Below are 25,488 nucleotides of genomic sequence, written 5' to 3'. Positions count from 1 at the left end.
AATAAAAGAGGAATTCTGCGACCTATGCATCTAACACTAAAAACAATCACATGAAACGATTTTTTTCAATTTTATTGGTATTGGGCCTAACCAACTGTAAAGAAGCTTCAAAGGAAAGTAAACCGTCTGAACAGGCAAAGAAAACAGAAATGCCAGTTAAGGAAAATAACTACCCTGAAGCATTAAACAAAGTTTTTGATGCCCACGGGGGATTGGCCGAGTGGAAAAACAAACGAACACTCAGTTTTGAATTGGTTAAGCCAGATGCTAATGAGAAGCACACGGTGGATTTATATTCAAGAAAAGATAAAATTGAAATTCCGCCTTCAACTATAGGATTTGATGGAAAAGATGCTTGGTTACTAGATGAGCAGAAGGCCTACAAGGGTAACGCTAAAATGTACCACAACCTTATGTTCTATTTTTACGCAATGCCCTTTGTTTTGGCAGATTCGGGTATAAACTACGGAGAGGCGGAAGATTTGGAGTACGAGGGTAAAAAGTACCCTGGAATTCATATAAGTTATAATGATGGGGTAGGCGCTTCTTCTAAAGATGATTATTTCTTGTATTACGACCCGGAAACCTATGAAATGGCATGGTTAGGGTATACATTTACTTTTGGAACCAACGAAAAATCGGATAAATTGAGCTTTATTCGTTATAATGATTGGGGTACCTTTAACGGGGTAAAATTGCCCAAGTCCATTTCATGGTACACCAATGAGGGAAGGATTATTGGGGAAGTTAGGAATACGGCCCAGTTTAGCAATATTTCATTAGAGGACGCTTCAAAACCTGATGCGTTTTATGCTGTTCCCGAAAATGCAAAAGTCATCTTAAATCTCTAAAATTTCTTATTTTTTTAAGTACCTTGTATCTTTAAATTTTATTTGGATATGGAGGTATTGTTATTCGGCATTGCCAAAGATATAGTAGGTAAGTCATCTTTCCGTTTTGCGGAAGGTGACGAGGTGCCTAAATCTGTTTTGGAATTGAAACAGAATTTAAAGAACAGCTTCCCGGATTTCGGGAAGCTTTCTTCTTTAGCGGTAGCCGTAAACAGCGAGTATGCGGAAGATAGTGAAAGTCTGAATCAAGGAGATGAAATTGCTATAATACCACCGGTAAGTGGTGGTTGATTTTGATATATGGTTATAGAAATTGTAGATATAATTGATCCCGGAAAGGTCTATACAGAGCTTTCGCATCCCAATAGCGGGGGTATTTGCGTCTTTGTAGGTGCCGTAAGGGAGTTTACCAATAACGAAGAGGTTACAGGTCTGGAATTTGAGACTTATAAAAACATGGCCCTCAAAGAGATGGGGAAAATAGCGACTGAGGCCACTGAAAAGTGGAAGTTGAACAAAGTGGTTATCCGTCATGCCGTGGGAAAAAAGGCAGTTGAAGAGCCAGTTGTGGTGGTAGGGGCATCCTCTGCACACCGCGATGCTTGTTTTGAGGCCTGTCGTTATTTAATAGACACTTTAAAAGAGCGTGTGCCCATCTGGAAAAAAGAAATTTTTAAGAACAAAACGGTTTGGGTTTCGGCACATCCATAGGAACTAAAAAGTACGATACTGAAAAATTAGAAACAATCCTTATTTTTCATTTATACGGAGAATGATAAATGTATGCTGGTAGACAATCATAATAGAACTATAAATTACGTCCGTTTGGCGGTAACGGACCGTTGCAATTTGCGCTGTAACTATTGCATGCCGGCAGAGGGAATCAATTTTGCTAAAAACGATAAGCTTTTTACTATAGATGAGCTTTCGCGATTGAGTGAAATTTTAGTGTCCCAAGGTGTGGATAAAATTAGGATTACCGGTGGGGAGCCATTTGTACGTAAGGATTTAATGGTGCTTATGCGTCATATGGCGCAACTAGAAGGTCTTAACGATATATCTATTACCACAAACGCTACGTTAATAGGTCCTTATATTGATGAGCTGAAGGAATTGGGCATCAAGAACATTAACGTAAGTATGGATGCCATTAACCGTGAGACTTTTGAAAAAATCACACGTCGCAATCAGTATGATACGGTCCATAACAATATTATTCGGTTAATTACGGAAGGTTTTAATGTTCGGATTAATTTTATTGCCTTGGATGGTCAGAATACGGAAGATATTCTACCTATGTTAGAACTTACCAAGCATTATGATGTGTCCGTGCGTTTTCTTGAAGAGATGCCCTTTAACGGAGGGAGCAAGACTTTTGAGAGCATTGCATGGGACTACAAGCGGATTCTTGGGTACATTAAAGAAGCCCATCCCGATTATTACGAGTTGGAATCGCCTAAAACATCAACCTCCATCAATTATAAAATACCAGGGTTCAAAGGTACTTTTGGGGTTATCCCTTCTTTTAGTAGAACATTTTGTGGTACCTGTAACCGTTTACGAATTTCCGCTACGGGAGATGTAATTACCTGTCTTTACGCACAGCCAAGTATGAACCTGCGAGCTATTTTGAGAGGTAAGGATTCTGAAGAAAAAATAAAGGAAAGTATTTTAAAGGCCATAGGAAGCCGTTCAAAAACGGGCTTTGAGGCGCAACAGAAATACAAAGGCGTATTCTCTAATTCAATGACCTCAATAGGGGGCTAGATTCATGGAAAAAAAACTTTCACATATAGATGCTTCGGGTAACGCGGCCATGGTAGACGTGTCCGAAAAAAAGGTAACGGCAAGAACTGCTGTAGCTTCAGGGCGCGTTGAGTTTCCCAAAGAGGTGTTTGAAACTTTGGCGGCTCAAGATTTTCTAGGTAAAAAAGGTAGCATAATTCAAACGGCGGTAATTGCGGGTATTCAGGCGGTAAAGAAAACATCAGAATTGATTCCGCTTTGCCATCAAATCAACCTTTCAAAAGTACAGATAGATATTTTGCCCAAAAATCAGGCTTTAGATATTACGTGCACCGTAAAATGTACCGAAAAAACAGGGGTTGAAATGGAGGCTTTGACCGGAGTTTCTGTTAGTGCGCTCACCATTTATGACATGTGTAAGGCGCTTTCTCATGACATACAAATTAGCGCTATTCAATTGAAAGAAAAAACAGGAGGAAAAAATGATTATAGGTCCTAAAATATACGGTTTGGTGCTTGCTGGTGGAAAAAGCACCCGAATGGGAAAAGACAAAGGTTTAATACCTTATCATGGCATGCCACAGCGCGATTATCTTTATAATCTTTTGGGAAGGGTCTGTGATAAGACGTTTTTAAGCATCCGGCCGGAGCAGCAAGATGAGATTGCAGATGATGTAGCGGTAATCGTTGATGAGAATAAGTACAAAGGGCCTTACAACGGACTCCTTTCGGCCCATTTACAGCATCCGGATGTGGCTTGGTTGGTTTTGGCTTGTGACCTTCCTTTAATGGATTTAAAGGCGTTACAAGAATTGATTGCGGCACGTGACCCTAATAAAGTGGCGAGTTCCTTTGCTCAAAAAGAAGACCCGTTGCCCGAGCCGTTATGTGCTATTTGGGAGCCAGCGGCCTTTAAGGAGAGTTTGGCCTATTTGGAAAGTGGTAACGGAACCTGTCCTAGAAAATATTTGATTAATAGTGATGTGAAATTGGTTTTCCCTTCTGACCCCAATGTGCTTTTGAATGCCAATTCGGAGGAAGAATACAAGGAAGCCATCGTGAAATTAGCAGTGGAATGAACGCAGAACGCTACGACCGACAAACAATTTTAAAGGAATTTGGAATGGAGGCCCAGCTCAAATTACAGTCGGCCAAGGTGCTGGTGGTAGGAGCTGGCGGACTAGGGGTTCCTGTGTTGACCTATCTCAATGCAATGGGCGTAGGAACTTTGGGGATTGTAGATAATGATGTGGTTTCTCTTTCAAACCTACACAGACAAGTGCTCTATTCTGAAAGCGATGTAAAAAAACCTAAGGTAGCAACAGCCGTTCAAAAACTGAAAGAACAGAATTCCGAGACCCATATTATTTCTTACGAAACATTTCTAACTCGTGATAATGCACTTGAAATCATAACGGATTATGATGTAGTGGTAGATGCTTCAGATAATTTTCCAACCCGCTATTTAGTGAACGATGCCTGTGTAATCCTGAATAAACCATTTGTATATGGGGCATTACATAGCTTTGAAGGTCAGGTGAGTGTGTTTAATTTTGAAGGAGGGCCAACCTACCGTTGTCTTTTTCCAGAAATGCCAAAGCCCGATGAAGTGCCTAATTGTGATGAGAACGGGGTTTTGGGAATTGTACCGGGAATTATCGGCAATTTTCAAGCCTTGGAAACTGTTAAGGTGATAACGGAAATTGGGCAGGTGCTCACGGGAAAGCTGTTACTTTTTGATGGATTGTCCAGTACGTTCCAGAAAATCCGTTTTGCGGCAAATCCTGAAAATCAGAAGATAAATGCGCTGCAAGAGAGTTATGAGTTTAATTGCGAAGTGCCAATGAATTCTATTACTCCAGCTGCTTTTCAAAAAATCATAGAAGAAAACGAGGTGCAACTTATAGACGTAAGGACACCCAAGGAATTTAGTAGAAACCATTTATCTTTTGCCAAAAACATCCCACTTTCCGAATTGGATGAACGTCATGAAGAAATTGCATATGACACTAAGGTTTATGTGGTCTGTCAGTCTGGGGTAAGGAGTAGAAAGGCAGTAACAAAAATGCAGGGTATTCATGCCAATGCCAATCTGATTAATATTGAAGGAGGGATGAACCAAATTTCAAAACATGCTCTTAAGTACTGAGAACTTGGTGTTCTTGTGTCTGGGATTCTTTATTGTTGCTACCCTGTATTCTTCAGTAGGCTTTGGAGGCGGCTCTAGCTATTTGGCGTTGTTAACACTCTTTTTAGGGGGCTTCTTTGCCATACGTTCCATTGCTTTAATATGTAATTTGGTAGTAGTTTCCGGCAGTACTTATTTATACTTTAAGAATGGCCATGCTAAATTTAAAGACTTTTTACCTTTTGTTTTGGCCAGTATACCACTGGCGTTTCTTGGCGCTTCGTTTAGATTAGAGGAACATATTTTTTTCCTCTTGTTGGGTTTTTCTTTGGTAACTTCCTCTGTTTTCTTGGCCTCTCAAACTTTTGTAAAACACGATACTACCGAGAAAACAGTACAATACCCTAAATTCATGACCTATGTATTGGGAGGTAGTATTGGCCTATTGTCAGGCTTAGTAGGTATTGGGGGTGGCATATTTTTAGCACCGATCCTAAATCACCTAAAATGGGATAAATCCATTAAAATAGCGGCTTTGGCCAGTTTTTTTATATTGGTGAATTCAATTTCGGGCTTGGCAGGTCTCGTTCAAGGTGGAATGTTAGAGCTCCCGTGGAAAGAGACCTTGGCACTTGTAGTATCGGTTTTGATAGGAGGGCAGTTGGGAATTCGTCTGAGCTTAAAGCGATTTACCCCTAAAGGCATCAAAAGGGTTACGGCCTTGTTGGTTTTTGTTGTAGGGGTTCGTATTTTGCTCAAATATATTCCGCAGGTATTTTAAACAAAATAGTTCTTTAAATTAGTCATATTGAAAATTCTTTTAAACCCGGCCTATGTTCCGGATATAGCTACTTTTTCTGTTATTGCCCAGCATGGGATTTGTTGGGAGGTACAGGATAATTTCCAAAAACAGACGTATAGAAACCGCGCCTACATTTGTAATGATAGGGGAAGGCATATGCTAAGTATACCTATTAAACACAGGGGTAAGGATCAGGGCAGGCAGAAATATAGTGAAGTAATGTTGGACAACACTTATGAATGGCAACGACAGCATTGGAGGACCCTTAAAACGGCCTATAGAACATCGCCTTTTTTTGAGTTCTATGAAGATGAAATAGCTCCGCTTTATGAGCGTCAATATGAGTATTTGTTGGATTATAATTTATTGACCATAGAAACCATTTGTAATTGTTTACAGATGGATATGCCAACAGAAAGGACCGTAATTTATGAAGATAGTCCGCAAAACCTAGTTGACGGGAGGTTTTTAGTAAATGCTAAAAAAAAGCTGAATTTTGAACAGGAAGAGTACAATCAGGTTTTTTCCGATAGAAATGAGTTTTCCAAAAACACTAGCATATTGGATTTACTTTTTAATGAGGGTACCAACGCGCTAAGTTACTTAAAGAGTCAAAAACTAAGTTTTATAGATGCTTAGATTCATCATGCATTACGGCATTCATTTTTTGGTGCCTATTTTTATTGGGTGGTACTTTTATAAGGAATACCGTTTAAAGGCTATTCTTATTTTATTGGCCGGTATTGTCATAGATATAGACCACTTGCTGGCAACCCCCATTTTTTCTCCGGACCGCTGTAGTATAGGGTTTCATCCACTCCATAGTTATTGGGCCATAGCAGCCTATTTTTTGCTTTTTTGTTTTAAAAAGACCCGAATTTTTGGATTGGCCTTGTTGATACACATTTTAGCGGATGCCACGGATTGTTTTTTCCTATTTCAATCGAAATGAAGCCATAACCGGAAAATGGTCCGAGAATTTTTCATCAAAATTTTTATGGCCCATAACTTCAAAACTGGAATCGGCCATAATAAAATCAATACGAATAGGAATCATTAGAAAGTTATACGTACGGCCATAACCAGCCCCTTTTTCAATAAACGTATCCTGCATTTCACCTATGATAGTATGATACACCGACGAGAATTGAGTGTTGTTAAAGTCGCCACAGACCAAGGTTCTATAAGGACTCTTTGCTTTATGTTCTGCTATGATTTGTGCTTGTTGCTGTTGCCTTTTAAAGGCATTGGTTACTCTACGGTATAATCTCTCGGAAGATTGTGAGCGCAAAACTCCTGTACCTGGAGTAATTCCTAAGGATTGCATGTGTAAATTGTAAATCCTTAAGGTGTCGCCTTTATAGAGAATATCGGCATAGGAACCATTATTTATGCTATTGGGGAAGTTTATGATTTCCGCTTTAATTATGGGATACTTAGAGAATATGCCCATATGAACCTTATTGCCAGCCGGTATTCGTTTTAAAAAATGGTAAGGATAGTCCAAGTAATCCTCTTGCATATCATGCCCTACTTCTTGAAAGCAGATAATATCCGGTTTCTCTTGTTCTACCAAGCCTTCTATCTCTTCGGGAATATTATCGTTGTCTAAAAATCGGTACCGGTTAAATGCACGTACGTTATAGGTCATCACCTTTAACTCGTCTTCTTTAAAATCAGTCGATTCCGATGATAATTTTATAAAAGTACCCAGAGCAAAGTACCCAAAAATAAGAACGAACAAAGAAGTGAAAACTTGTTTTTTAAGGCCTAACAACCAATACAAGAAAAAGAGGGTATTGACTACTACCAATACAGGTACGCCCAAGCTTAAAATGGATAAAAAAGGAAAAAGCTCTAGGGATAGGTAAGGGACGGCACATGCCAGTAGGAGCACAAAGGCAAAAATGATATTAAAAAAGAAAACAATTTTATTAAAGAATGAAAGTCCCTTCATACGCTAGTCTTCCTTTCCAGCCTTGAATAGAAAATCTTTTTCCGCTTTTGAAAGACTTTCGTATCCGGATTTGCTGATTTTATCCAAAATGGCATCAATCTTTTTTTGATGGGTTTGCTTATCGTGATTAGCTTGTTTGGTAGCTGTTTTTTGCTTGTTTTTATAAACGGTTTTCATAGGTGCTTTCTTTTCGCTTTTTTTGAAAAGATTGGCTATACCATCAATTAAGCCGGCAAAACCCTCACCAATATCTCTGCCATTATAAAGTTGTCGGGCATACATATACCCTAAAAAGGCACCACCCAAATGGGCAATTCTTCCTCCAATGTTCCCGCCCATTGGAATTTGAACTAGATCCATTAACACAACGAACAAACCAATTTGCCAAAGCTTTACGTTAAAAACAAAAAGACGTACTTCTTGATTGGGAATGTAGGTGCAAACAAATATAAGTACCGCCATTACTCCCGCGGAAGCACCAATAAGAGAAGCATTAACGCCTATTAGCGTCGGGAAAATGTTATAACTCAAAAGAAATAAAAGGCCGCCTAGAATAACCCCTAAAAAGTAGATGCTTAAGAAGCGTCTACCGTCAAAAAGGTTTAGTAGAATACGGCCGGCCACGTACAATACGTACATGTTCCAGAGAATATGAAAAATGCCACCGTGTAAAAAAGAGTAAGTAATAATGGACCACGGCTGCATTAAAAAGTCGAAAAAATCCTTGGGCAGGGCAAACCAGTTTTCAACGCTAGGGCTAATTAGCGCTGTAATAAGCCCCATAACGATAAAAACGATAACGTTAATGGCTATGAGCTTTTCGGAAACGCTCAACCGTGCATATTGATATTTTAAATCTCCGTTTGTCATCTTAGTTCCAGCGGTTGTTGTTAAACTGATTCTTCTTCCAGTACCACATCATTAAAAAACCGAACAAAGCGCCCCCAATATGGGCGAAATGGGCAATGCCTTGGCCAAAAAGACTATACCCGGTTACTCCGGAAAATAAATCCAATCCTATTAAAATAGGTATAAAATATTTGGCTTTGACCGGTACAGGAATGAACATCAAGAAGAGCTCACTATTAGGGAACATCATCCCAAAGGCTACTAAAACACCATAAATGGCTCCAGAAGCTCCTACTGCGGGTGTGTTATAAGCTGATAGAAAATTGTCTATGGTACTTTTTGATGCAATATTGTACCAATCCGGGCTGTACTGGCCAGATGATATAATCTCCATAATACTACTCTCGGTCATGCCGCTATTCACCAAAGCTTGCATTCCCTCGTTAAAGTAGTAGTAGTTTACCCCTGTATGAATCAAAGCAGAACCTAGACCAGCGGAAAAATAGAAGAACAGAAACTTATTGCGTCCCCACATTTGTTCCAATGGCGTTCCAAAAGCCCATAAAGCGTACATGTTAAAAGCAATGTGCATAAAGCCACCGTGCATGAACATATGCGTTACAATCTGGTAGAAGGCAAAGTTCTCGTTTTTTGGAAACCACAACGAAAACCACTGGTACATCTGATCACCGTAAAGAGAGGTTGCCACAAAAAACAGAATGTTTATTATGAGCAGGTGTTTTATAGCTTCGGTTAATCTTCCCATCTAAATAAATTTTTTGTCAATGTCATTTTCGGTAATGGTGATGTATACCGGTTTATTAAACGGACTAACCATTGCTTCCTTACAGGCGAACAAATCGTTTACAAGGGCAATTTGGGAGGCGTTGTCCAGCATCTCCCCAGTCTTGACCGCCAATGTTTTTGCCAATGTTTTTGAAAGTATGTCCGTATGGGAGAAACTCTCTTCCGTTATTTCTTGTTGGTAATCTGAAATAAGCTGGTCCAATATCATGCCAACTTCACTTTCGGCCACCAGAAGGGGAACACCTGTAACGGTAATTGTTTCATCTTCTATTTTTTCAAAAATGAATCCAATAGAGGTTAAAATATCTTCAATTTCTTTAAGCGCACTAATTTCGGTATGCGAAAAGGAAAGGGTTAACGGGAACAATAGTTGTTGGCTAACCGCTTGTTTTACAGTGCTGTTCTTTAAGAATTTTTCGTAAAGTACTCTTTGGTGCGCCCGACTTTGGTCAATTACCACCATACCGGATTTTATAGTGGTTACAATATATTTTCTTCTAATTTGAAAGGTGGTAGTAACTGTTTCTGCTGTTTCTTTTTCGCCCTCAAAAATAGAACCGGTAATTGTATCAGATTCAAAACTGATGCTACCAAGGTTTTCATCCGTACCCATTTTTGATTCTAAACCAACGTACAAGCTTTCCCAGCTTTGGGTATTTGGTTTTTGATAGCTACGCGATGGAGCAGGCGAAGCTGTATTTTTTGTTTCCTGAAAAGGGTTAAACCCTGCGTTTACCGTAACTTTAGGCTGTACTACGGACTTATCCTTGAATTCATAAGGTGTCTGTAAATTTGGGTCGTGTTCAAAATCTAGCGCAGGGGCAACGTTAAACTGACCTAAGCTATGCTTTACCGTAGACCTTAAAATGGCGTACAGGCTATGTTCATCATCAAACTTAACTTCTGTTTTAGTGGGATGAATATTTATATCTATTGAGCCTGGGTCAACCTCTAGGTAGAGAAAATAACCAGGATGACAATCTGATTTTATAAGTCCTTCAAAAGCCGCTACCACCGCGTGGTGTAAATAAGGACTCTTAATAAACCTGTTATTGATAAAGAAAAATTGCTCCCCACGGCTCTTTTTGGCGAATTCGGGCTTGGTTATAAAACCACTTATCTTTACAATGGGCGTTTCTTCTTCAACGGGAACCAACTTTTGATTGGTTCGTGTACCAAAAATATTGACAATACGCTTGCGGTAATTGTCCGATGGAAGGTTAAATATTTCACTTCCGTTATTATAAAAATGAAAGGCAATACTAGGATGCGCCAAGGCAACACGATGAAACTCATCTGTAACATGCCTTAACTCTACCTGATTACTTTTTAAAAAGTTACGTCTGGCAGGGATGTTGAAAAATAGGTTTTTTACCGCCATAGACGTACCCTTGGGGGTAACGCTGGCTTCCTGAAATATAATTTTACTGCCCTCAATTTTTAGATGGGTGCCCAGTTCCTCGCTCTCGGGCTTGGTTTGCATCTCAACATGGGCAATTGCTGCAATTGAAGCTAAGGCTTCACCGCGGAACCCTTTGGTGTTCAAATTAAAGAGGTCTTCTGCCTTTTGTATTTTAGAAGTGGCGTGCCGCTCAAAACTTAATCTAGCATCCGTAGCACTCATGCCCATTCCGTCATCTACAACTTGGATAAGGATTTTTCCGCCGTCTTTTATAATTAATTTAATAGAGGTAGCCCCGGCATCTATTGCGTTTTCCAATAATTCCTTTACGACTGAAGCAGGACGTTGAACCACTTCACCCGCTGCAATCTGGTTCGCAACATGGTCCGGTAAAAGTTTTATGATATCTGCCATTAGTTAGGGAAGAATATAGAGAGGTCAAAATCGATAATATAAAGTACGATCAATACGAGAATGGCCAAAATAACTGCCATGCGTATTTTTAGATTGGTATCGCCTTGGCGCTTTATATCGGACATGGCACTACCAAACTTTCCCTTTAAACCTCTGGCGGGATTTAATGTACTTCGGTATTGGTCAAATTTTGGTTCAATTTTAAACGGACTGCCTTTACCCTTGTCGTCATAATAACGAGGGGTGTATTCAAATTTCTTGCTCCGCTTTAAGCGTGTGAATTTACTTAGCATTCCCATGAACCTCAAAGTTACTTAAAATCAAAAAATATGCCGTGTTACCGCTGCCAAAATTTGTTAACAGCGCATGAGATACAGCTTTTTAGTGGGTAAAATGTTACCTTACATGTAAGGATATAAGGTAATTGTCTGTTTTGCCATTGTGGACAGGAAAGACTTTTTCCAAAGAAAAAGGACAATAAAAATTTGTAGAGGCTTGGTTCTAGATAATTATTTCCCCAAGCTGGCCATCTGAATAGCGGCAATAGCGGCCTCTGTACCCTTGTTGCCATGTTTGCCTCCACTGCGCTCCCGTGATTGTTGGATGTTGTTATCCGTCAACACACAGAATATCACAGGGGTATCCAGTTGTACGTTAAGGTCTTTAATGCCTTGAGCCGTAGCGCTACAAACAAAATCAAAATGTTTGGTTTCACCTTGAATAACACTTCCAATGGCAATAACGGCATCTACTTCTTGGGTAGTGGCCATTTTTTTGCATCCAAAAGTCAGCTCAAAACTACCCGGCACATCCCAGCGTAAAATGTTGTCTTCTGAGGCGCCACAATCCAAAAGGGCTTCAACGGCACCAGAGTATAGCCCTTCGGTAATTTCTGTATTCCATTCAGAAACAACAATCCCAAACCGAAGATTTTTCGCGTTTGGGATTTTAGTTTTATCGTAAACTGATAAGTTTTTGTTTGCCGTAGCCATTAATTGTTGGTTTTAGCCATTCCTATAAAAGCATCAACAGTACGCGCTTCATCAGAAGATGAATACTCATCTTTAATTCTCTGAAAGTACTTAAGGGCTTTATCGTTCTGGTTCAATTCTAGAGCCGTAACACCCGCTTTGTACAAGAATTTAGGAGTTGTATAGTTGTTGTTGCTGTGAGCAATAGCCTTGTCATAGTAACCTAAGGCATCTTCTGGCTGACCTAGTTGCATGAACGCATCACCAAGACCACCTTTTGCCAATGCACCAAGAATATCGTCTTCTGAACTAAAGTCCTCTAGATGTGAAATAGCCTCTTGGTACTTTTGCATGTTCAAATACGCCATACCTGCAGAGTAGTTTGCCAAGTTGGCCGCTTTTGTTCCGCTGTATTCGTCTATGATATCAAGAAAACCGTATTTTCCTTCCGCACCGTTCAATGCAAGGGTGTATAAAGAATCCTTAGCTGTTGGGCTGTTAAGGGCTTGGTCAAAATATTGCTGAGGGTAGTACATTTCATTGGCAGCGTTAGCTTCTTTGGGCTTTTCCACAAATTGGGCATACGCCAAATATCCAAGAACACCAACAGCTATAACACCTATGATACCTAAAATATAATTCTGGTTGTCAGCAACCCAAGCTTCGGTTTTGGAGGCACTTTCATCTAGTGTACTAAAGACTTCTGCAGTTGCGCTTTCTTGCTCTGTAACTTCTTGCTCTTCCGCTTTATCTTTTGGTTTAAAACCACGCTTCTTATATGTTGCCATTTTCTAATTTTATTGGTGGCGCAAAAATAAAGGTTTTATCCAAAACCGAAAGGGTATTTATTCGTTATTTTTGAGGTTTGTATATCAAGTACCGTCAAATCTGGAATTATTGCACATGTTTTTAAAGAAATTATCCCTGATTAATTATAAAAACTTCGATTCAATGGATATTGAACTCGATAAAAAAATCAATTGCATGGTTGGTCCTAACGGAGTAGGAAAAACTAATGTGCTGGATGCGGTGTACCATCTTTCCTTTGGTAAGAGCTACTTTAACCCGGTTTCTACCCAGAACATTAAACATGATGAGGATTTTTTTGTAATAGAAGGAGAGTTTGAAAAAAATGAGCGGGAAGAGAAAATAGTTTGTAGTTTAAAACGGGGGGCAAAAAAGGTAATTAAACGAAACGGGAAGGCATATGATCGCCTGTCGGATCATATTGGTCTATTGCCTTTGGTCATTATTTCACCGGCAGACAGAGATCTTATTATAGAAGGAAGTGATACCAGAAGAAAATTCATAGACGGGGTTATTTCTCAATCCGATAAGGAGTATTTACAAGACCTTTTAAAGTATAACAAGGTTTTGGCCCAGCGTAACTCGCTTTTAAAATATTTTGCGGCCAACCATACTTTTAATAAGGATACGTTGGCGGTTTACAATGAACAGTTAGAAGATTATGGAACTCGGATTTTTGATAAGCGAGTGGCATTTTTAGAGGCATTCATCCCTATTTTTAAAGAACAGTACATTGCCATATCCGGAGGTCATGAAGAGGTGTCCTTAAATTATGAAAGTAAGTTGCTCAATGAAGGTTTATTGGCACTTTTAGAAAAATCCGTTGAAAAGGACAAAGCCTTGCAGTACACATCAGTTGGGGTACACAAAGACGATTTAGGGTTTGAAATTTCAGGGCACCCCATTAAGAAATTTGGTAGCCAGGGTCAGCAGAAATCTTTTTTGATCGCTCTAAAATTTGCTCAATTTCAATTTATAAAGGCCCGTTCAAAAACAACGCCTATTTTATTGTTAGATGATATTTTTGATAAATTAGACGAACATAGGGTGTCACATATCGTAGCTTTGGTGAACAATGAAAATTTTGGACAAATCTTTATTAGTGATACGCATGCAGAACGTACCGAAGAAGTCGTAAAGCAGATCCACCAAACGTATAAATTATTCAAATTATAATTAATCCGATTTTAGAAAACGACGATGAAAAAGATAATTTTAATAGGATTTTTAGGCTTGTTTCTAGGGTGCTCTTCAGGTGTGTCAAAGGATGATTTAAACCTGTTGGACGGGTATTGGGAAATAACAAGGGTAACCTTGCCTAATGGTACCGTTAAAGAATATAAGGTGAATACCAACGTAGATTATATTTCTACGGACGGAAAAAAGGGATATCGTAAAAAAATGCAACCCAAACTAGATGGAACCTATGAAACTTCTGATGATGCCGAAGCGTTTGTCATCACCCAAAAAGAGAACAGTTTTTCAATTGATTACAAGACCGAATTAAGTGAGTGGTCCGAGACGTTGGTAGATTTGGACGATGCTACTTTTTCCGTAAAGAACCAAGAAGGGATACAGTACGATTATAAAAGATTTGAACCTATTTCAATCCAATAAGATGGCAAAGCGACGAAACGAAAATATGAATATGAGCGAAGCGCTTCAAGAATTCATAAAAGAGAATAGGCTGGAAAAGGGCATGGATAAAGTAGATGCGCGCGAAGCTTGGCGCAATCTAATGGGTAATGGCGTAAATAATTATACTACGGATATAGAGCTTAGAGGCGATACACTTTTTGTGGCGTTGTCCTCTTCCGTGCTTCGTGAAGAACTTAGCTTGGGCAAATCTAAAATTGTAAAGATGCTCAATGAAGATTTGGGTAAAAACCTGGTAAAGAAACTGGTTCTAAGATAAAAACCTGTAAGCTTCAAAGAATTGATACTTACAGGTTTTCTATAAAGTTGTACGGTTGTTAGAAAATCTCTCTTCCAGCAAAATGAAAGGCACCTTCAATAGCTGCATTTTCATCGCTGTCCGAACCATGTACCGCATTTTCTGCAATATCGGTAGCAAATAACTTTCTAATAGTACCTTCAGCAGCTTCGGCCGGGTTGGTTGCACCAATCAATGCACGAAAATCCTCAACGGCATTGTCCTTTTCCAAAATAGCGGCAACAATAGGACCACGGCTCATGAACTCTACCAATTCTCCGTAAAACGGACGCTCGCTATGAACGGCGTAGAACTCTTGAGCATCTCTTGTGCTAAGTTGTGTATATTTCATGGCGACGATCTTAAAGCCAGCGGAAGTTATTTTTTCCAAGATGGCACCAATGTGTCCGTTTTCAACCGCATCGGGTTTGATCATCGTAAATGTTCTGTTCGTTGTCATTGTAAAAATTTTTTGCAAAAATACGCTTTATTCAATAATCGGCAACTTTTAATAGGTTTGATGTAACTCCCCTAAAAGATTTAAGTCGTCACCCAGAATTTGCATCTGCGCTTCTTTAGTTTCAAAATTGAATTTAATTAGTCCAAAACTTTGAGTAAAAACCACTTCACCCACCCTAAACGGGTTGGTTTCACCATTGTAAGCGGTATAGGAATGTGTAAGTCCGCTACTTGTAAAATCTATTAAAGGATAGGTCAATCCGGATACGTCCGTTTTTGAAAACTCTGAAATATGGCGATCTCCGGAAAGAACCATTACACCTTTTGCATTAGAATCTACAATAAGCTTTTTAAGTCTATCTACTTCGTGCGGAAAGTTGCCCCAAGTCTCAAAGCCGTGTTCGTTGGATAGTATTTGAACACTACTTACCAGTATATTAAAGTCTGCCGTAGAGTTTTTAAGCTCACTAGAGAGCCAGTTCCATTGGGTTTCTCCAAGAATGGTGCCAACGCCATAGGCATTTGGTTTAGTTCGTTTTTTAGTTACAGGATCTGGGGTTAAGGCTGTTCTGAAATATCGTGTATCCAATACCAGTACTTTAATGCTTCCCTTTGGCGTATTATAGGTATGTGCGGTATAAACACCTTCTTGGGTTCTTCGCGGATCATTTTGGTCCACTCCTAGAAAATCAAGGAACTTCTGTTGGCTCTCTTTCTTTTTTTCGAACTCAACGCCTCCATCGTTCAGTCCATAATCATGATCGTCCCAAGTGCCAATAACGGGTACCGTCTTTTTTAGTTGTTGATATCCTTTAACTGCGTTTTGTTGGGCGTACATGGAGCGTAGCCGTTTCATGTTATCCGTATCCGCATAAATGTTATCTCCTCCCCAAATCCATAGATTGGGCTGCGTTTTTAAAACGTCGTCCCAAAGTAAATTGGTTTCGTTTTGTTTATTACATGAGCCAAATGTTAGGGTAAAATCAGAATCAAAAGTAGAGGTATATACTTCCTTTTTTATAGGCTGCTCGTCCTGTTTTACGGTCTTGCAAGCCATAAAGGCAAATAGGGCGCTAATGGCGACACATTTATTCAACATAGAATCGTTTTAAAAACTAACAGCAAAAATAAGACTTTGCCTTCAAAGGCTATGTTATTAAATTGTATATTTGCGCGCATGAATTTGGAGTCTATAAAAGCGGTTCAGCAACTACTTTCCCAACCGCAAAAAATCGTAATCGTACCACATAAAAATCCGGATGGTGATGCCATTGGTTCAACCTTGGCTTTATGTCATTACCTTGTAAATAGGGGGCAAGAGGCTGTTGTTGTTGCGCCCAATGATTATCCTAAGTTTTTGAAATGGATGCCGGGCAATGAAAATATTTTAAATTTTGAAAAACAGAATAGCCAGGCCAAGGAAAAAATTGCCGAAGCTACGGTGATTTTTACTTTAGACTTTAATCATTTGGGAAGAATAGGGCAGATGCAATCCGTATTGGAGAGCCTAACAGTGCCTTTTGTGATGATTGACCACCACCAGGCCCCATCTGATTATGCCCAGATTATGTATTCTGATGTAACCATGACTTCTACTTGTGAAATGGTTTATAATTTCATTGAGTTTTTAGGTGATGTAGATAAGATTACCTCAGAAATGGCAGACTGTCTTTATACTGGAATAATGACTGATACCGGCTCGTTTAAATTCAGGTCTACTACCGGTAGAACCCACCGTGTAGTTGCAGATTTAATTGATAAGGGTGCGGAAAACACGGAAATACATCACAGGGTTTTTGACACGAACACCCCGGGAAGATTACATCTTTTGGGCTGCGCTTTAAAGAATATGGTTATTCTTGATAAGTACAGAACGGCGTATATTACGCTAAGTCAAGAAGAGCTAGATGCCCATGAGTATCAGAAAGGAGATACGGAAGGCTTTGTAAATTACGGACTTACTTTAGAAGGTATTATATTTGCGGTTATTTTTATAGAGAATAAAGATGAAGGTATCATAAAAATTTCCTTCAGGTCTATTGGAGAATTTTCGGTAAACGAATTTGCAAGGGCCCATTTTGAAGGTGGTGGTCATGATAATGCTGCAGGTGGAAAAAGCGATAGGTCGCTTAAAGAAACGACTCTTTATTTTGAATCGCTTTTAGAAAATTATCAAGAGCAATTACAAGCATGAGAATATTAAGTCTTATTTTTTTAATTATAGTAGTGGGCTGTGGAGGCCCCGAAGCAAGAAGACCTGTTGAGGTAAAGACAGGAAGCTTTTTTAAGCAATCCGTGAAACGCAGCAAAGAACTTTTGGCCAAGGAAGAGAAGTCAATGCAAGAAGTGATGGCTAACGATACATTGCACGAGTATACGCATACGGCAAGTGGGTCTTGGTTCTATTATGACGTTAAAAATGAAGAAACCGAATATACCGCCAAGCCAGATGATGTAGTGGTAATGAGCTATAACGTAGTCAGCTTAAAAAATGACACTATCTATAGCATGGACGATATAGGTACCCTTACCTATAAAGTTGATAAGCAAGATCTTTTTCCAGGTCTAAGAAACAGTGTTAAGATGTTAAAAGAAGGAGAAACGGCAACCTTTTTGTTTCCGTCTTCTTTGGGGTACGGCTATCATGGCGATAATGACAAAATTGGAATTAATGTACCGTTTAAGGTCACCTTATCCGTTTTTAAAATTCAAAAACAGAACGAGTTAGTAGAGTAGAACTTGCAAATAATCAATAAAAGTAAAATATAAATAAAGGATTAAAAACATGAAAAAAATCTATTACTTGATAACCCTAGTGGTTTTGCTATCTAGTTGTAAAAGTCAGTATGCCGAGTTGGGAGATGGCGTTTTTGCGGATATTCATACCAGTAAAGGTGATATTATTGTGAAACTGGAATATGAAAAAACACCGGTTACCGTAGCAAACTTTATAACATTGGCGGAGGGTAAAAGCCCTTTTGTTACCGATAGTTTAAAAGGTAAAAAATATTATGACAGCCTTATCTTTCACAGGGTCATTAAGGATTTCATGATTCAAGGAGGAGACCCAACAGGTACTGGGCGAGGTAATCCAGGATATAAGTTTAAGGATGAGTTTAACGATTCTTTAGTGCATGACAGAAAGGGGATTCTTTCTATGGCCAATTCGGGAGCGGCAACCAATGGGAGCCAATTTTTCATCACACATAAAGAAACTCCGTTTTTAAACGGAAGACACACGGTTTTTGGTCATGTAGTTGAAGGTTTGGATGTGGTAGATTCTATTGCCAACACAGAAACATCTCAAGACCCAATGACAAAAGACAGGCCAATTGAGGACGTAGTGATGAATAGCGTTGAGATTGTACGTAATGGCAAAATGGCCAAAAAATTTGATGCCGTTCAGGTTATGACCGATTATTTTGCTGAAGAAGAAGCGAAGATTGCTGCATTTGAAAAAATGAAGAGCGACTTTAAAGCTGCTCTTGAAGAACAAAAGGCAAAGGCCGAAGAATTGCCTAGTGGTCTTAAGATATTGACCTTGAAAGAAGGGGAAGGGCCAAAACCTACTGTAGGTGGTCAAGTACTTGTATATTACGCCGGATTCTTGGAAGATGGAACCTTGTTCGATAGTAATTACGAAGACGTAGCAACTAAATACAATAAGTTTGACGCTCGTAGGAAGCAAGGAGGTGGCTATGAGCCAATACCAATGGAGTACAGTCCTGATGCTAGTTTAATAGCAGGTTTTAAAGAAGGACTTTTAAATATGAAAATAGGGGATAAGGCACGTATCTTTATTCCTTCGCATTTGGGCTACGGACCACAAGGTACGGGGCCAATACCACCTAGTGCAGATTTGGTATTTGATCTTGAAATTACAGGAGAGGCAGAATAAGAGTCTTTCAACAATGTACAAAACCCGCTTTATGCGGGTTTTTTTGTGCGTTTTTTATTTTGGACAAGATGCTGAAAAACCAATGAAAAGATAGGCTAAGCTGTACAGTTAATCTATTTTTTTTCGTTTTAGGTGCAGTTCATCTAAAAAATCATAATACAAGGTAAGGATGCCCGTTTGTACCATTCATAAATAGTAATAACCCCTAAATCTTAAACCTATGAATTGGTATTTAAAAGTATTACAAAACTACGCTGGCTTTGAAGGTCGTGCAAGAAGAAAAGAGTATTGGATGTTCTTTTTATTCAATATTTTAATTGCTTACGGGTTACAAATTTTAGCAATTGTAATTGATGTTCCGGCACTTTTGTTCTTATCGGTTATATATTCACTAGGTGTTTTAATACCAGGTATAGCTGTAGGTGTAAGAAGAATGCACGATGTTGGAAAGAGTGGTTGGTTTCTACTCGTACCTATTTACAGTTTGATCTTGGCCTGTACGGATAGTGAAGCCGGAGATAACCAATATGGTCCAAATCCTAAAGCGGAAGAAGAGGCTACTTTACAGAAAGTTTAGTAGTAATTGAACAATATAGAAAAGGGTTTGCCATTTGGCAAACCCTTTTTGTTTGAAACTATTTTTTTGGAATGTCTTCTAAAATGTTCAATAGAAATTTCCAGAATTTCTGGGTAGAAGATATGCTCACACGCTCATCTGGAGAGTGCGCTCCCAAGATGGTAGGCCCAAAACTTATCATATCCATTTCAGGATAATTTTGGCCTAGAATACCACATTCCAATCCGGCATGGCACGCGGCTACTTTGGGTTGTTCGCCAAAAAGCGATTTATATTTTTCCTCTGCTACCTTTAGAATTTTAGAATTGGCATTGGGTGTCCATCCTGGGTAAGTACCACTAAATTCAACATCAAAACGCGCAAGTTCAAAAGTGGATTTTAATGCATGTGCCAAATCCATCTTGGCCGAATCTACGGAAGAACGTGTTAAACACCCTATTTTAGCTTTTCCTTCTTTGACAAGAACCCGGGCCACATTGTTTGAGGTTTCTACCAAACCGGGTATAGTAGCGCTCATAGCGTAAACCCCGTTGTGAGCGGCGTACAACCCTTGTAATAAACGTTCTTGTGCTCCCAGACCCATAACTGTTTTTGGCAATTTTATGGATTTAAAAGATACTTTTAGGTTGGGTTCTAAGGTGTTCAGTTCTTTCTGTACAACCTGTTCAAATTCTTTGACCGTCTTCTCAAATTCTTCGCTTTGTGATTTAAGGATAACAATTTTGGCCACACTTTCTCTAGGAATGGCATTTCTAAGGCTGCCTCCATCAATTTCTGCAATACGCAACATGAAAGAGTTGGATGCGCCGTAAAGGAGACGGTTCATTATTTTATTGGCATTCCCCAGTCCCTTGTGTATTTCAATGCCACTATGGCCTCCGTTTAATCCGTTTACGGTAATTTCATAACCAACCGTGGCACGGGGCACAGATTTTTCATTATACTTTCTGGTTGCGGTAATATCTATTCCACCGGCACATCCAATATCTAGCTCATCATCTTCTTCGGTATCTAGGTTTAGAAGTATTTCACCTTGCAAAACACCACCTTCAAGACCCATAGCGCCGGTCATTCCCGTTTCTTCATCAATTGTAAAAAGAGCTTCCAATGGAGGGTGGGCAATATTTGAACTCTGTAACAAAGCCATAATTGCTGCAACGCCCATGCCATTGTCCGCACCAAGGGTAGTTCCGCGGGCTTTTACCCAGTCTTCCTGAATAAACATCTCAATACCTTGTTCGTCAAAATCAAAGACGGTGTCATTATTTTTCTGGTGCACCATATCCAAGTGCGATTGTAGGGTAACGGTAACCCTATCTTGCATTCCCTTGCTAGCAGGCTTTCTTATAATAACATTGCCAACCGCGTCCTTAAAAGTTTCCAGATTAAGGGATTTACCAAAATCTAACATGAATTGTATAACACGTTCCTCTTTTTTTGATGGGCGGGGTACGGCATTTAAGTCCGCAAACTTGTTCCAAACCTCCTTAGGTTCTAATTCTCTTATAGCTTCGTTCATGTGATGTTATATTTTTGCAAAAATACGGAGTCAAAAATTGGTATGGACGATATTTGGTTAATTTTGGCTTTATGTATGTCATACGGAAGCTGTTCATTTTTTTTAAGCGTTTCAGTATGATGGTTTTGCATTAAACATAAGCTTTTGAAAAATAAATTAAGAAACGGGATTGCCTTGAGTTTGCTTCCTCAAATTCTTTTGGTGGCGTGGTTGGGTAGCAAACCGGAGATTGTAGAGACGTACTACAGTAACGGTATTTATCCCGTAATCAGTCAGTTTTTTAGAATTCTGTTTGGGTGGGTTCCTTTTTCGGTGGGTGAAATTCTGTATGTGTTACTTATAGTTTTGGGAATCCGGTATCTTTATGCAAACCGATTAAAGATTAGAAAGTTTCCATTTCAGTTTTTGAGAAATGTTGTAATGGTGCTTTCTGTTTTTTACTTCACATTCAATTTGGTTTGGGGGTTAAACTATTACCGAAAACCCATTGCCGAGAATTTTGCCATTCGCGATAGTATACAAACCAATGAGGTTATTGATTTGGCCGAAAGGTTGATAGTAAAGACAAATCAACTTCAATTTAACTTGACATCGGATAGTACAAAAAGAGTACAGGTGCCATATACTCGGAATGAGATTTTTGATAAAACGGTAAATGGGTACGAGCAGTTACAGAAAGAACTTCCATTTTTGGAATATGACCACCGTAGCCTTAAAAAATCTATGTTCAGTACCTTGGCAAGTTATATGGGAATTGGTGGGTACTTGAACCCCTTTACCAATGAGGCTCAAGTAAATGCGTTAACCCCTGAATTTCGTTTTCCCGTAATAAGCGGTCATGAAGTTGGACATCAAGTGGGGTATTCAAAAGAAAATGAAACCAACTTTATTGGTTACTTGGTAACGGTGAAGAATGATGACCCTTATTTTCAGTATTCGGCATCGGCTTATGCCCTTAGTCATTGTTTAAGTGCTATACGCCGCACGGACAAGGAGAAGTTTGATGAACTGTATGCTAAAGTGAATGTTGGGGTACAAGAAAATTATAGGGAGCTGTACGAGCACAATTTGGAATATCTAAATCCTTTTGAACCCATTTTTAAGTCGGTCTTCAATACCTTTTTAAAGGCGAATCAACAGAAAGACGGTATAAAGAGCTATAGTAAAATAGTACAATTAATGGTGGGCTATCATGAGAAATACCCCATCTAGCAAAATAGTGAACAATACAATTTCTACATTTTTACTTTTGGTTTAACGTGAATTTCTGAATATTAATTAAGGAAAAATGTGATTTTATAAGGATTGACCTTGTAATTGTTATATTATTTTTTGATTTAGATCTCATTCCTTACTTTTAGAGATAGACATTTGAATCTAAAAAATGATAAAAAAAATATTAGTTACCACAGCTATGGTCTGTTACGGATTCGTAGCCCTGGCACAAGATTACTTTCCTGCTAATGAAGGTGTAAAGTCCAAAAACACAAATTATACTGCTTTTACCAATGCCAAAATTTATATTACTCCAACTCAAGTAGTGGAGTCCGGTACACTATTGGTCCAAAACGGAAGGGTAGTGGAAGTTGGGAAAAGTGTAACGCTCCCTAAAAATACGGTCGTTATAGATATTTCCGGGAAGTCTGTGTACCCTTCTTTTATAGATTTGTTTTCAAGTTTTGGTGTGCAAAAACCAGAGAAGTTAAAGGAACAAGGAAGGTCGGCAGAATATGAGCCATCTCGATCTGGTTTTTACTGGAACGATCATATCATGCCAGAGAATGATGCCATCGCTAAATTTGAATATGATGATACTGTTGCGGAGACCTTGCGCAAGGTAGGTTTTGGTGTGGTTAATTCGCATATTCAAGATGGTATTGCCCGTGGTACTAGTATTTTGGTAGCTCTTAACGGTAAAGGGAATAATGCAGACCGTATTATAGATGACCGATCGGCACAGTATTTTTCTTTTACAAAAAGCATAGCCAAAAGCCAATCATACCCAAGTTCATTAATGGGGTCAATGGCTTTACTACGGCAGATGTACAATGATGAGAATTGGTACGCACAAGGAAAGGTAGATACCAAGGACAGATCTTTGGAGGCCTTGGCACGCAACAAAAATCTTGTTCAGATTTTTGATGCAGGTGATAAAGGTAATATTATCAGGGCAGATGGTATAGGAGATGCTTTTGGTATACAATACGTTATTTTAGGGGGAGGAAATGAATATGAACGCGTGTCCGATATTAAGGCGTCTAATGCAAAATTGATTTTACCCTTGAATTTTCCGGATGCCTATGATGTGTCTGACCCATATGCAGCTGCTTATGTAACTTTGGAAGACATGAGAAACTGGAACCAGGCTCCTTCTAATCCAAAGGTATTGGCAGAGAATGGAGTATCTTTTTCCTTTACGTTAAACGGCTTAAAATCCCCGGTTGATTTTAAGGAGAGAGTATTGAAAGCTATTGATCATGGTTTGGGTAAAACCACTGCTTTGGAGGCGTTAACCACTATTCCAGCTCAGATTTTAGGAAAATCAGAACAAATAGGATCGTTAACCAAGGGGAGCTACGCCAACTTTTTAATCACTTCGGGAGATGTTTTTGACAAGAACACTGTTTTATATGAAAATTGGGTTCAAGGTACCAAGAATGTAATTTCAGATATGTCTTTGGTTGATGTTAGGGGCGAATATGACCTGTCTGTTGGTAACCAAAAATTTAAAGCTTCAATAAAAGGTACGGTAGAAAAACCAAAACTCGTAGTTAAGGAAGATACCGTTACTTTAAAATCTAAATTGACTTACGCGGATAATTGGTTGGAACTATCGTTTTCAGATAAAAAGAAAACCGGAAGTTATAGAATGATTGCTTTTGTAAAAGCTGATAACAAGTCTATAATTGGTAAAGCGGTACTCCCATCTGGGGACGAAACTACTTTTTCCGCTTTAAGGACGGTTCCTTTTTCGGAGAAGGGAAAAGAAGATAAAAAGCAACCTTCTAAAACCGTGGCGGTTACATACCCTAATGTAGGATATGGATATGAGGCTATCCCTAAACAAGAAAACGTTCTTTTTAAGAATGCTACTGTCTGGACGAGTGAAGCGTCAGGTATTTTAAAGAATACCGATGTACTTGTAAAGAATGGAAAAATTGCAATAGTGGGGCAAAACCTTTCTGCAGGAGGAGTAAAAACCATAGATGCCACGGGTAAACATTTAACGGCCGGAATAATTGATGAACATAGTCATATAGCTGCTTTGGCGGTAAATGAGTCAGGGCAAAACTCTTCTGCCGAAGTAAAAATGGAAGACGTTGTAGACAATGAGGATAAAGGAATCTATCTGGCCTTGGCAGGTGGGGTAACCTCTTTGCAACTCTTACATGGTTCTGCAAATCCAATTGGGGGGCGTTCGGCTATACTAAAGTTAAAATGGGGAGAGAGTGCAGAAAATATGATTTATGATAACTCTCCAAAGTTCATAAAGTTTGCCTTAGGTGAAAATGTAAAGCAGAGTAATTGGGGCAGTTTCAATCGTTTTCCTCAAACCCGTATGGGAGTTGAGCAGGTTTTTGAGAATTATTTTCAAAGAGCAAAAGAATATGGGGTAAAGAAAAAAAGCGGAGAAGCTTTTCGGTATGACGAAGAAATGGAAACCTTATTGGAAATAATAAACGGGGAACGCTTCATTAGTTGTCATAGTTATGTTCAGAGCGAAATTAATATGATGATGAAGGTGGCCGAAAAATTTGGTTTTAGGGTAAATACGTTCACACATATTCTTGAGGGCTATAAAGTGGCCGATAAAATGAAAGCACATGGTGCCGGGGGCGGTACCTTTAGTGATTGGTGGGCCTATAAGTTTGAAGTTAACGATGCCATCCCTTATAATGCCGCAATTATGCACAATCAAGGTGTAACTGTAGCAATAAATAGTGATGATGCAGAAATGATTAGAAGATTGAATCAAGAAGCGGCAAAAACCATGAAATACGGCGGTATGACGGAGCAAGAAGCATGGAATATGGTTACCATCAATCCAGCAAAGCTATTACACTTAAATGACCGAACCGGAAGTATCAAAGAAGGTAAAGATGCTGATTTGGTTTTATGGAGCGATAATCCCTTATCTATTTATGCGAAAGCAGAAAAAACAATGATTGACGGAGCTATCTATTTTGATTTGGAAAAAGATATGCAGTTAAGAGCAAAGGTTGCCAAAGAAAGAAATGAACTTATCAATTTGATGTTACTTGAAAAAGAGAAAGGCAAAAAGACGCAAGAACCCAAACAAAGTAAAAAGCAAATGATGCATTGCGACACCCTTTCGGAATACTTACATTAAAATAATAAGGACTTATT

29 protein-coding genes are annotated in these 25,488 nt (G+C 39.0%); 19 read left to right on the top strand and 10 right to left on the bottom strand.

The window, feature by feature from the left end:
- Positions 1–50 precede the first annotated feature (50 nt).
- The 10 genes from SJY45_RS06120 to SJY45_RS06075 all read left to right on the top strand — a co-directional run bounded on the left by SJY45_RS06120 (position 51) and on the right by SJY45_RS06075 (position 6,479).
- Complete coding sequence (locus SJY45_RS06120; protein ID WP_400073659.1) at positions 51–851, top strand: DUF6503 family protein; 801 nt, start codon at positions 51–53, stop codon at positions 849–851.
- A 48-nt stretch (positions 852–899) separates the two neighbouring features.
- Positions 900–1,142 carry a MoaD/ThiS family protein gene (locus tag SJY45_RS06115; protein ID WP_400073658.1) on the top strand — a complete coding sequence of 81 codons (243 nt, stop codon included), beginning with the start codon at positions 900–902 and terminating at the stop codon, positions 1,140–1,142.
- A 9-nt stretch (positions 1,143–1,151) separates the two neighbouring features.
- Complete coding sequence (locus SJY45_RS06110) at positions 1,152–1,562, top strand: molybdenum cofactor biosynthesis protein MoaE (protein ID WP_215439824.1); 411 nt, start codon at positions 1,152–1,154, stop codon at positions 1,560–1,562.
- Between the two features lie 72 nt (positions 1,563–1,634).
- Positions 1,635–2,618, top strand: coding sequence for a GTP 3',8-cyclase MoaA (gene moaA / locus SJY45_RS06105; RefSeq protein ID WP_289062398.1), 984 nt, complete (start codon positions 1,635–1,637; stop codon positions 2,616–2,618).
- Positions 2,619–2,622: 4 nt separating this feature from the next.
- A complete protein-coding gene (gene moaC, locus SJY45_RS06100; protein WP_400073657.1) occupies positions 2,623–3,096 on the top strand; it encodes a cyclic pyranopterin monophosphate synthase MoaC in 474 nt (157 codons plus the stop codon).
- Positions 3,080–3,676, top strand: coding sequence for an NTP transferase domain-containing protein (locus SJY45_RS06095; protein ID WP_215439830.1), 597 nt, complete (start codon positions 3,080–3,082; stop codon positions 3,674–3,676). The genes moaC and SJY45_RS06095 overlap by 17 nt, the downstream gene beginning before the upstream one ends.
- The gene (gene moeB, locus SJY45_RS06090; RefSeq protein WP_400073656.1) at positions 3,673–4,746 is read left to right on the top strand and encodes a molybdopterin-synthase adenylyltransferase MoeB; all 1,074 of its coding nucleotides are present in this window, start codon (positions 3,673–3,675) and stop codon (positions 4,744–4,746) included. Before SJY45_RS06095 ends, moeB begins: the two co-directional genes overlap by 4 nt.
- Entirely contained in the window at positions 4,730–5,506 is a 777-nt protein-coding gene (locus tag SJY45_RS06085; protein ID WP_400073655.1) for a sulfite exporter TauE/SafE family protein, read from the top strand. The genes moeB and SJY45_RS06085 overlap by 17 nt, the downstream gene beginning before the upstream one ends.
- A gap of 27 nt (positions 5,507–5,533) precedes the next feature.
- Positions 5,534–6,166: a WbqC family protein gene (locus SJY45_RS06080; RefSeq protein ID WP_400073654.1), complete on the top strand. Its 633-nt coding sequence runs from the start codon at positions 5,534–5,536 to the stop codon at positions 6,164–6,166.
- On the top strand, positions 6,159–6,479 hold the full coding sequence (locus tag SJY45_RS06075) for a DUF6122 family protein (protein ID WP_215439838.1): 321 nt from the start codon (positions 6,159–6,161) through the stop codon (positions 6,477–6,479). Before SJY45_RS06080 ends, SJY45_RS06075 begins: the two co-directional genes overlap by 8 nt.
- On the opposite strand, the gene SJY45_RS06070 is transcribed toward SJY45_RS06075, so the two are convergent.
- The 7 genes from SJY45_RS06070 to SJY45_RS06040 form a co-directional block, all read right to left on the bottom strand.
- Entirely contained in the window at positions 6,462–7,484 is a 1,023-nt protein-coding gene (locus SJY45_RS06070) for an endonuclease/exonuclease/phosphatase family protein (RefSeq protein ID WP_400073653.1), read from the bottom strand. The genes SJY45_RS06075 and SJY45_RS06070 overlap by 18 nt on opposite strands.
- Before the next feature lie 3 nt (positions 7,485–7,487).
- Positions 7,488–8,354 (bottom strand): rhomboid family intramembrane serine protease, encoded by an 867-nt coding sequence (locus SJY45_RS06065; protein ID WP_400073652.1) that lies wholly within the window; start codon positions 8,352–8,354, stop codon positions 7,488–7,490.
- A gap of 1 nt (position 8,355) precedes the next feature.
- Positions 8,356–9,099 (bottom strand): rhomboid family intramembrane serine protease, encoded by a 744-nt coding sequence (locus SJY45_RS06060; protein WP_400073651.1) that lies wholly within the window; start codon positions 9,097–9,099, stop codon positions 8,356–8,358.
- On the bottom strand, positions 9,100–10,956 hold the full coding sequence (mutL, locus tag SJY45_RS06055; protein WP_400073650.1) for a DNA mismatch repair endonuclease MutL: 1,857 nt from the start codon (positions 10,954–10,956) through the stop codon (positions 9,100–9,102).
- Complete coding sequence (locus tag SJY45_RS06050; protein WP_215439848.1) at positions 10,956–11,255, bottom strand: riboflavin synthase subunit beta; 300 nt, start codon at positions 11,253–11,255, stop codon at positions 10,956–10,958. The genes mutL and SJY45_RS06050 overlap by 1 nt, the downstream gene beginning before the upstream one ends.
- 210 nt (positions 11,256–11,465) lie before the next feature.
- Entirely contained in the window at positions 11,466–11,948 is a 483-nt protein-coding gene (ribH, locus tag SJY45_RS06045) for a 6,7-dimethyl-8-ribityllumazine synthase (protein WP_400073649.1), read from the bottom strand.
- Positions 11,948–12,715: a tol-pal system YbgF family protein gene (locus SJY45_RS06040; RefSeq protein ID WP_400073648.1), complete on the bottom strand. Its 768-nt coding sequence runs from the start codon at positions 12,713–12,715 to the stop codon at positions 11,948–11,950. Before SJY45_RS06040 ends, ribH begins: the two co-directional genes overlap by 1 nt.
- A gap of 115 nt (positions 12,716–12,830) precedes the next feature.
- On the opposite strand from SJY45_RS06040, the gene recF reads away from it, so the two are divergent.
- The 3 genes from recF to SJY45_RS06025 are packed head-to-tail and all read left to right on the top strand — an operon-like array spanning position 12,831 to position 14,649.
- Positions 12,831–13,910, top strand: a complete 1,080-nt coding sequence (gene recF, locus SJY45_RS06035) for a DNA replication/repair protein RecF (RefSeq protein ID WP_400073647.1) — start codon at positions 12,831–12,833, stop codon at positions 13,908–13,910.
- A gap of 24 nt (positions 13,911–13,934) precedes the next feature.
- Entirely contained in the window at positions 13,935–14,351 is a 417-nt protein-coding gene (locus SJY45_RS06030) for a hypothetical protein (RefSeq protein WP_400073646.1), read from the top strand.
- A gap of 1 nt (position 14,352) precedes the next feature.
- A complete protein-coding gene (locus SJY45_RS06025) occupies positions 14,353–14,649 on the top strand; it encodes a DUF721 domain-containing protein (protein ID WP_215439858.1) in 297 nt (98 codons plus the stop codon).
- A gap of 58 nt (positions 14,650–14,707) precedes the next feature.
- Here the strand turns inward: SJY45_RS06025 and SJY45_RS06020 are convergent, their stop codons facing one another.
- Positions 14,708–15,127: a nucleoside-diphosphate kinase gene (locus SJY45_RS06020; RefSeq protein ID WP_289039788.1), complete on the bottom strand. Its 420-nt coding sequence runs from the start codon at positions 15,125–15,127 to the stop codon at positions 14,708–14,710.
- Between the two features lie 48 nt (positions 15,128–15,175).
- Positions 15,176–16,225, bottom strand: coding sequence for an alkaline phosphatase D family protein (locus tag SJY45_RS06015; protein WP_400073645.1), 1,050 nt, complete (start codon positions 16,223–16,225; stop codon positions 15,176–15,178).
- 78 nt (positions 16,226–16,303) lie between these two features.
- Between SJY45_RS06015 and SJY45_RS06010 the strand changes: the two genes are divergently transcribed.
- The 4 genes from SJY45_RS06010 (at position 16,304) to SJY45_RS05995 (ending at position 19,601) form a co-directional block, all read left to right on the top strand.
- A complete protein-coding gene (locus tag SJY45_RS06010) occupies positions 16,304–17,320 on the top strand; it encodes a bifunctional oligoribonuclease/PAP phosphatase NrnA (RefSeq protein WP_215439862.1) in 1,017 nt (338 codons plus the stop codon).
- On the top strand, positions 17,317–17,862 hold the full coding sequence (gene gldI / locus SJY45_RS06005) for a gliding motility-associated peptidyl-prolyl isomerase GldI (protein ID WP_289062412.1): 546 nt from the start codon (positions 17,317–17,319) through the stop codon (positions 17,860–17,862). Before SJY45_RS06010 ends, gldI begins: the two co-directional genes overlap by 4 nt.
- 49 nt (positions 17,863–17,911) lie before the next feature.
- The gene (locus tag SJY45_RS06000; protein ID WP_215439867.1) at positions 17,912–19,024 is read left to right on the top strand and encodes a peptidylprolyl isomerase; all 1,113 of its coding nucleotides are present in this window, start codon (positions 17,912–17,914) and stop codon (positions 19,022–19,024) included.
- A 220-nt stretch (positions 19,025–19,244) separates the two neighbouring features.
- The gene (locus SJY45_RS05995; RefSeq protein ID WP_215439869.1) at positions 19,245–19,601 is read left to right on the top strand and encodes a DUF805 domain-containing protein; all 357 of its coding nucleotides are present in this window, start codon (positions 19,245–19,247) and stop codon (positions 19,599–19,601) included.
- 58 nt (positions 19,602–19,659) lie between these two features.
- On the opposite strand, the gene SJY45_RS05990 is transcribed toward SJY45_RS05995, so the two are convergent.
- The gene (locus SJY45_RS05990; RefSeq protein ID WP_400073644.1) at positions 19,660–21,120 is read right to left on the bottom strand and encodes an aminoacyl-histidine dipeptidase; all 1,461 of its coding nucleotides are present in this window, start codon (positions 21,118–21,120) and stop codon (positions 19,660–19,662) included.
- Between the two features lie 144 nt (positions 21,121–21,264).
- Between SJY45_RS05990 and SJY45_RS05985 the strand changes: the two genes are divergently transcribed.
- Both SJY45_RS05985 and SJY45_RS05980 read left to right on the top strand, forming a co-directional pair.
- On the top strand, positions 21,265–22,332 hold the full coding sequence (locus tag SJY45_RS05985) for a DUF3810 domain-containing protein (protein ID WP_400073643.1): 1,068 nt from the start codon (positions 21,265–21,267) through the stop codon (positions 22,330–22,332).
- Positions 22,333–22,504: 172 nt separating this feature from the next.
- Entirely contained in the window at positions 22,505–25,471 is a 2,967-nt protein-coding gene (locus tag SJY45_RS05980; RefSeq protein WP_400073642.1) for an amidohydrolase family protein, read from the top strand.
- Positions 25,472–25,488 lie beyond the last annotated feature (17 nt).

This window comes from Zobellia russellii (assembly GCF_044597075.1).
Lineage (GTDB): Bacteria > Bacteroidota > Bacteroidia > Flavobacteriales > Flavobacteriaceae > Zobellia > Zobellia russellii.
The sequence above is the reverse complement of the archived record's forward strand: the minus strand, read 5'-3'. Positions and strand labels throughout refer to the sequence as shown.

Bases quoted from the DNA above. Each gene is read 5' to 3' on its own strand.
- SJY45_RS06120 (WP_400073659.1), top strand. From the start codon at position 51: ATGAAACGATTTTTTTCAATTTTATTGGTATTGGGCCTAACCAACTGT.
- SJY45_RS06115 (WP_400073658.1), top strand. From the start codon at position 900: ATGGAGGTATTGTTATTCGGCATTGCCAAAGATATAGTAGGTAAGTCA.
- SJY45_RS06110 (WP_215439824.1), top strand. From the start codon at position 1,152: ATGGTTATAGAAATTGTAGATATAATTGATCCCGGAAAGGTCTATACA.
- moaA (WP_289062398.1), top strand. From the start codon at position 1,635: ATGCTGGTAGACAATCATAATAGAACTATAAATTACGTCCGTTTGGCG.
- moaC (WP_400073657.1), top strand. From the start codon at position 2,623: ATGGAAAAAAAACTTTCACATATAGATGCTTCGGGTAACGCGGCCATG.
- SJY45_RS06095 (WP_215439830.1), top strand. From the start codon at position 3,080: ATGATTATAGGTCCTAAAATATACGGTTTGGTGCTTGCTGGTGGAAAA.
- moeB (WP_400073656.1), top strand. From the start codon at position 3,673: ATGAACGCAGAACGCTACGACCGACAAACAATTTTAAAGGAATTTGGA.
- SJY45_RS06085 (WP_400073655.1), top strand. From the start codon at position 4,730: ATGCTCTTAAGTACTGAGAACTTGGTGTTCTTGTGTCTGGGATTCTTT.
- SJY45_RS06075 (WP_215439838.1), top strand. From the start codon at position 6,159: ATGCTTAGATTCATCATGCATTACGGCATTCATTTTTTGGTGCCTATT.
- SJY45_RS06070 (WP_400073653.1), bottom strand. From the start codon at position 7,484: ATGAAGGGACTTTCATTCTTTAATAAAATTGTTTTCTTTTTTAATATC.
- SJY45_RS06065 (WP_400073652.1), bottom strand. From the start codon at position 8,354: ATGACAAACGGAGATTTAAAATATCAATATGCACGGTTGAGCGTTTCC.
- SJY45_RS06060 (WP_400073651.1), bottom strand. From the start codon at position 9,099: ATGGGAAGATTAACCGAAGCTATAAAACACCTGCTCATAATAAACATT.
- mutL (WP_400073650.1), bottom strand. From the start codon at position 10,956: ATGGCAGATATCATAAAACTTTTACCGGACCATGTTGCGAACCAGATT.
- SJY45_RS06050 (WP_215439848.1), bottom strand. From the start codon at position 11,255: ATGGGAATGCTAAGTAAATTCACACGCTTAAAGCGGAGCAAGAAATTT.
- ribH (WP_400073649.1), bottom strand. From the start codon at position 11,948: ATGGCTACGGCAAACAAAAACTTATCAGTTTACGATAAAACTAAAATC.
- SJY45_RS06040 (WP_400073648.1), bottom strand. From the start codon at position 12,715: ATGGCAACATATAAGAAGCGTGGTTTTAAACCAAAAGATAAAGCGGAA.
- recF (WP_400073647.1), top strand. From the start codon at position 12,831: ATGTTTTTAAAGAAATTATCCCTGATTAATTATAAAAACTTCGATTCA.
- SJY45_RS06030 (WP_400073646.1), top strand. From the start codon at position 13,935: ATGAAAAAGATAATTTTAATAGGATTTTTAGGCTTGTTTCTAGGGTGC.
- SJY45_RS06025 (WP_215439858.1), top strand. From the start codon at position 14,353: ATGGCAAAGCGACGAAACGAAAATATGAATATGAGCGAAGCGCTTCAA.
- SJY45_RS06020 (WP_289039788.1), bottom strand. From the start codon at position 15,127: ATGACAACGAACAGAACATTTACGATGATCAAACCCGATGCGGTTGAA.
- SJY45_RS06015 (WP_400073645.1), bottom strand. From the start codon at position 16,225: ATGTTGAATAAATGTGTCGCCATTAGCGCCCTATTTGCCTTTATGGCT.
- SJY45_RS06010 (WP_215439862.1), top strand. From the start codon at position 16,304: ATGAATTTGGAGTCTATAAAAGCGGTTCAGCAACTACTTTCCCAACCG.
- gldI (WP_289062412.1), top strand. From the start codon at position 17,317: ATGAGAATATTAAGTCTTATTTTTTTAATTATAGTAGTGGGCTGTGGA.
- SJY45_RS06000 (WP_215439867.1), top strand. From the start codon at position 17,912: ATGAAAAAAATCTATTACTTGATAACCCTAGTGGTTTTGCTATCTAGT.
- SJY45_RS05995 (WP_215439869.1), top strand. From the start codon at position 19,245: ATGAATTGGTATTTAAAAGTATTACAAAACTACGCTGGCTTTGAAGGT.
- SJY45_RS05990 (WP_400073644.1), bottom strand. From the start codon at position 21,120: ATGAACGAAGCTATAAGAGAATTAGAACCTAAGGAGGTTTGGAACAAG.
- SJY45_RS05980 (WP_400073642.1), top strand. From the start codon at position 22,505: ATGATAAAAAAAATATTAGTTACCACAGCTATGGTCTGTTACGGATTC.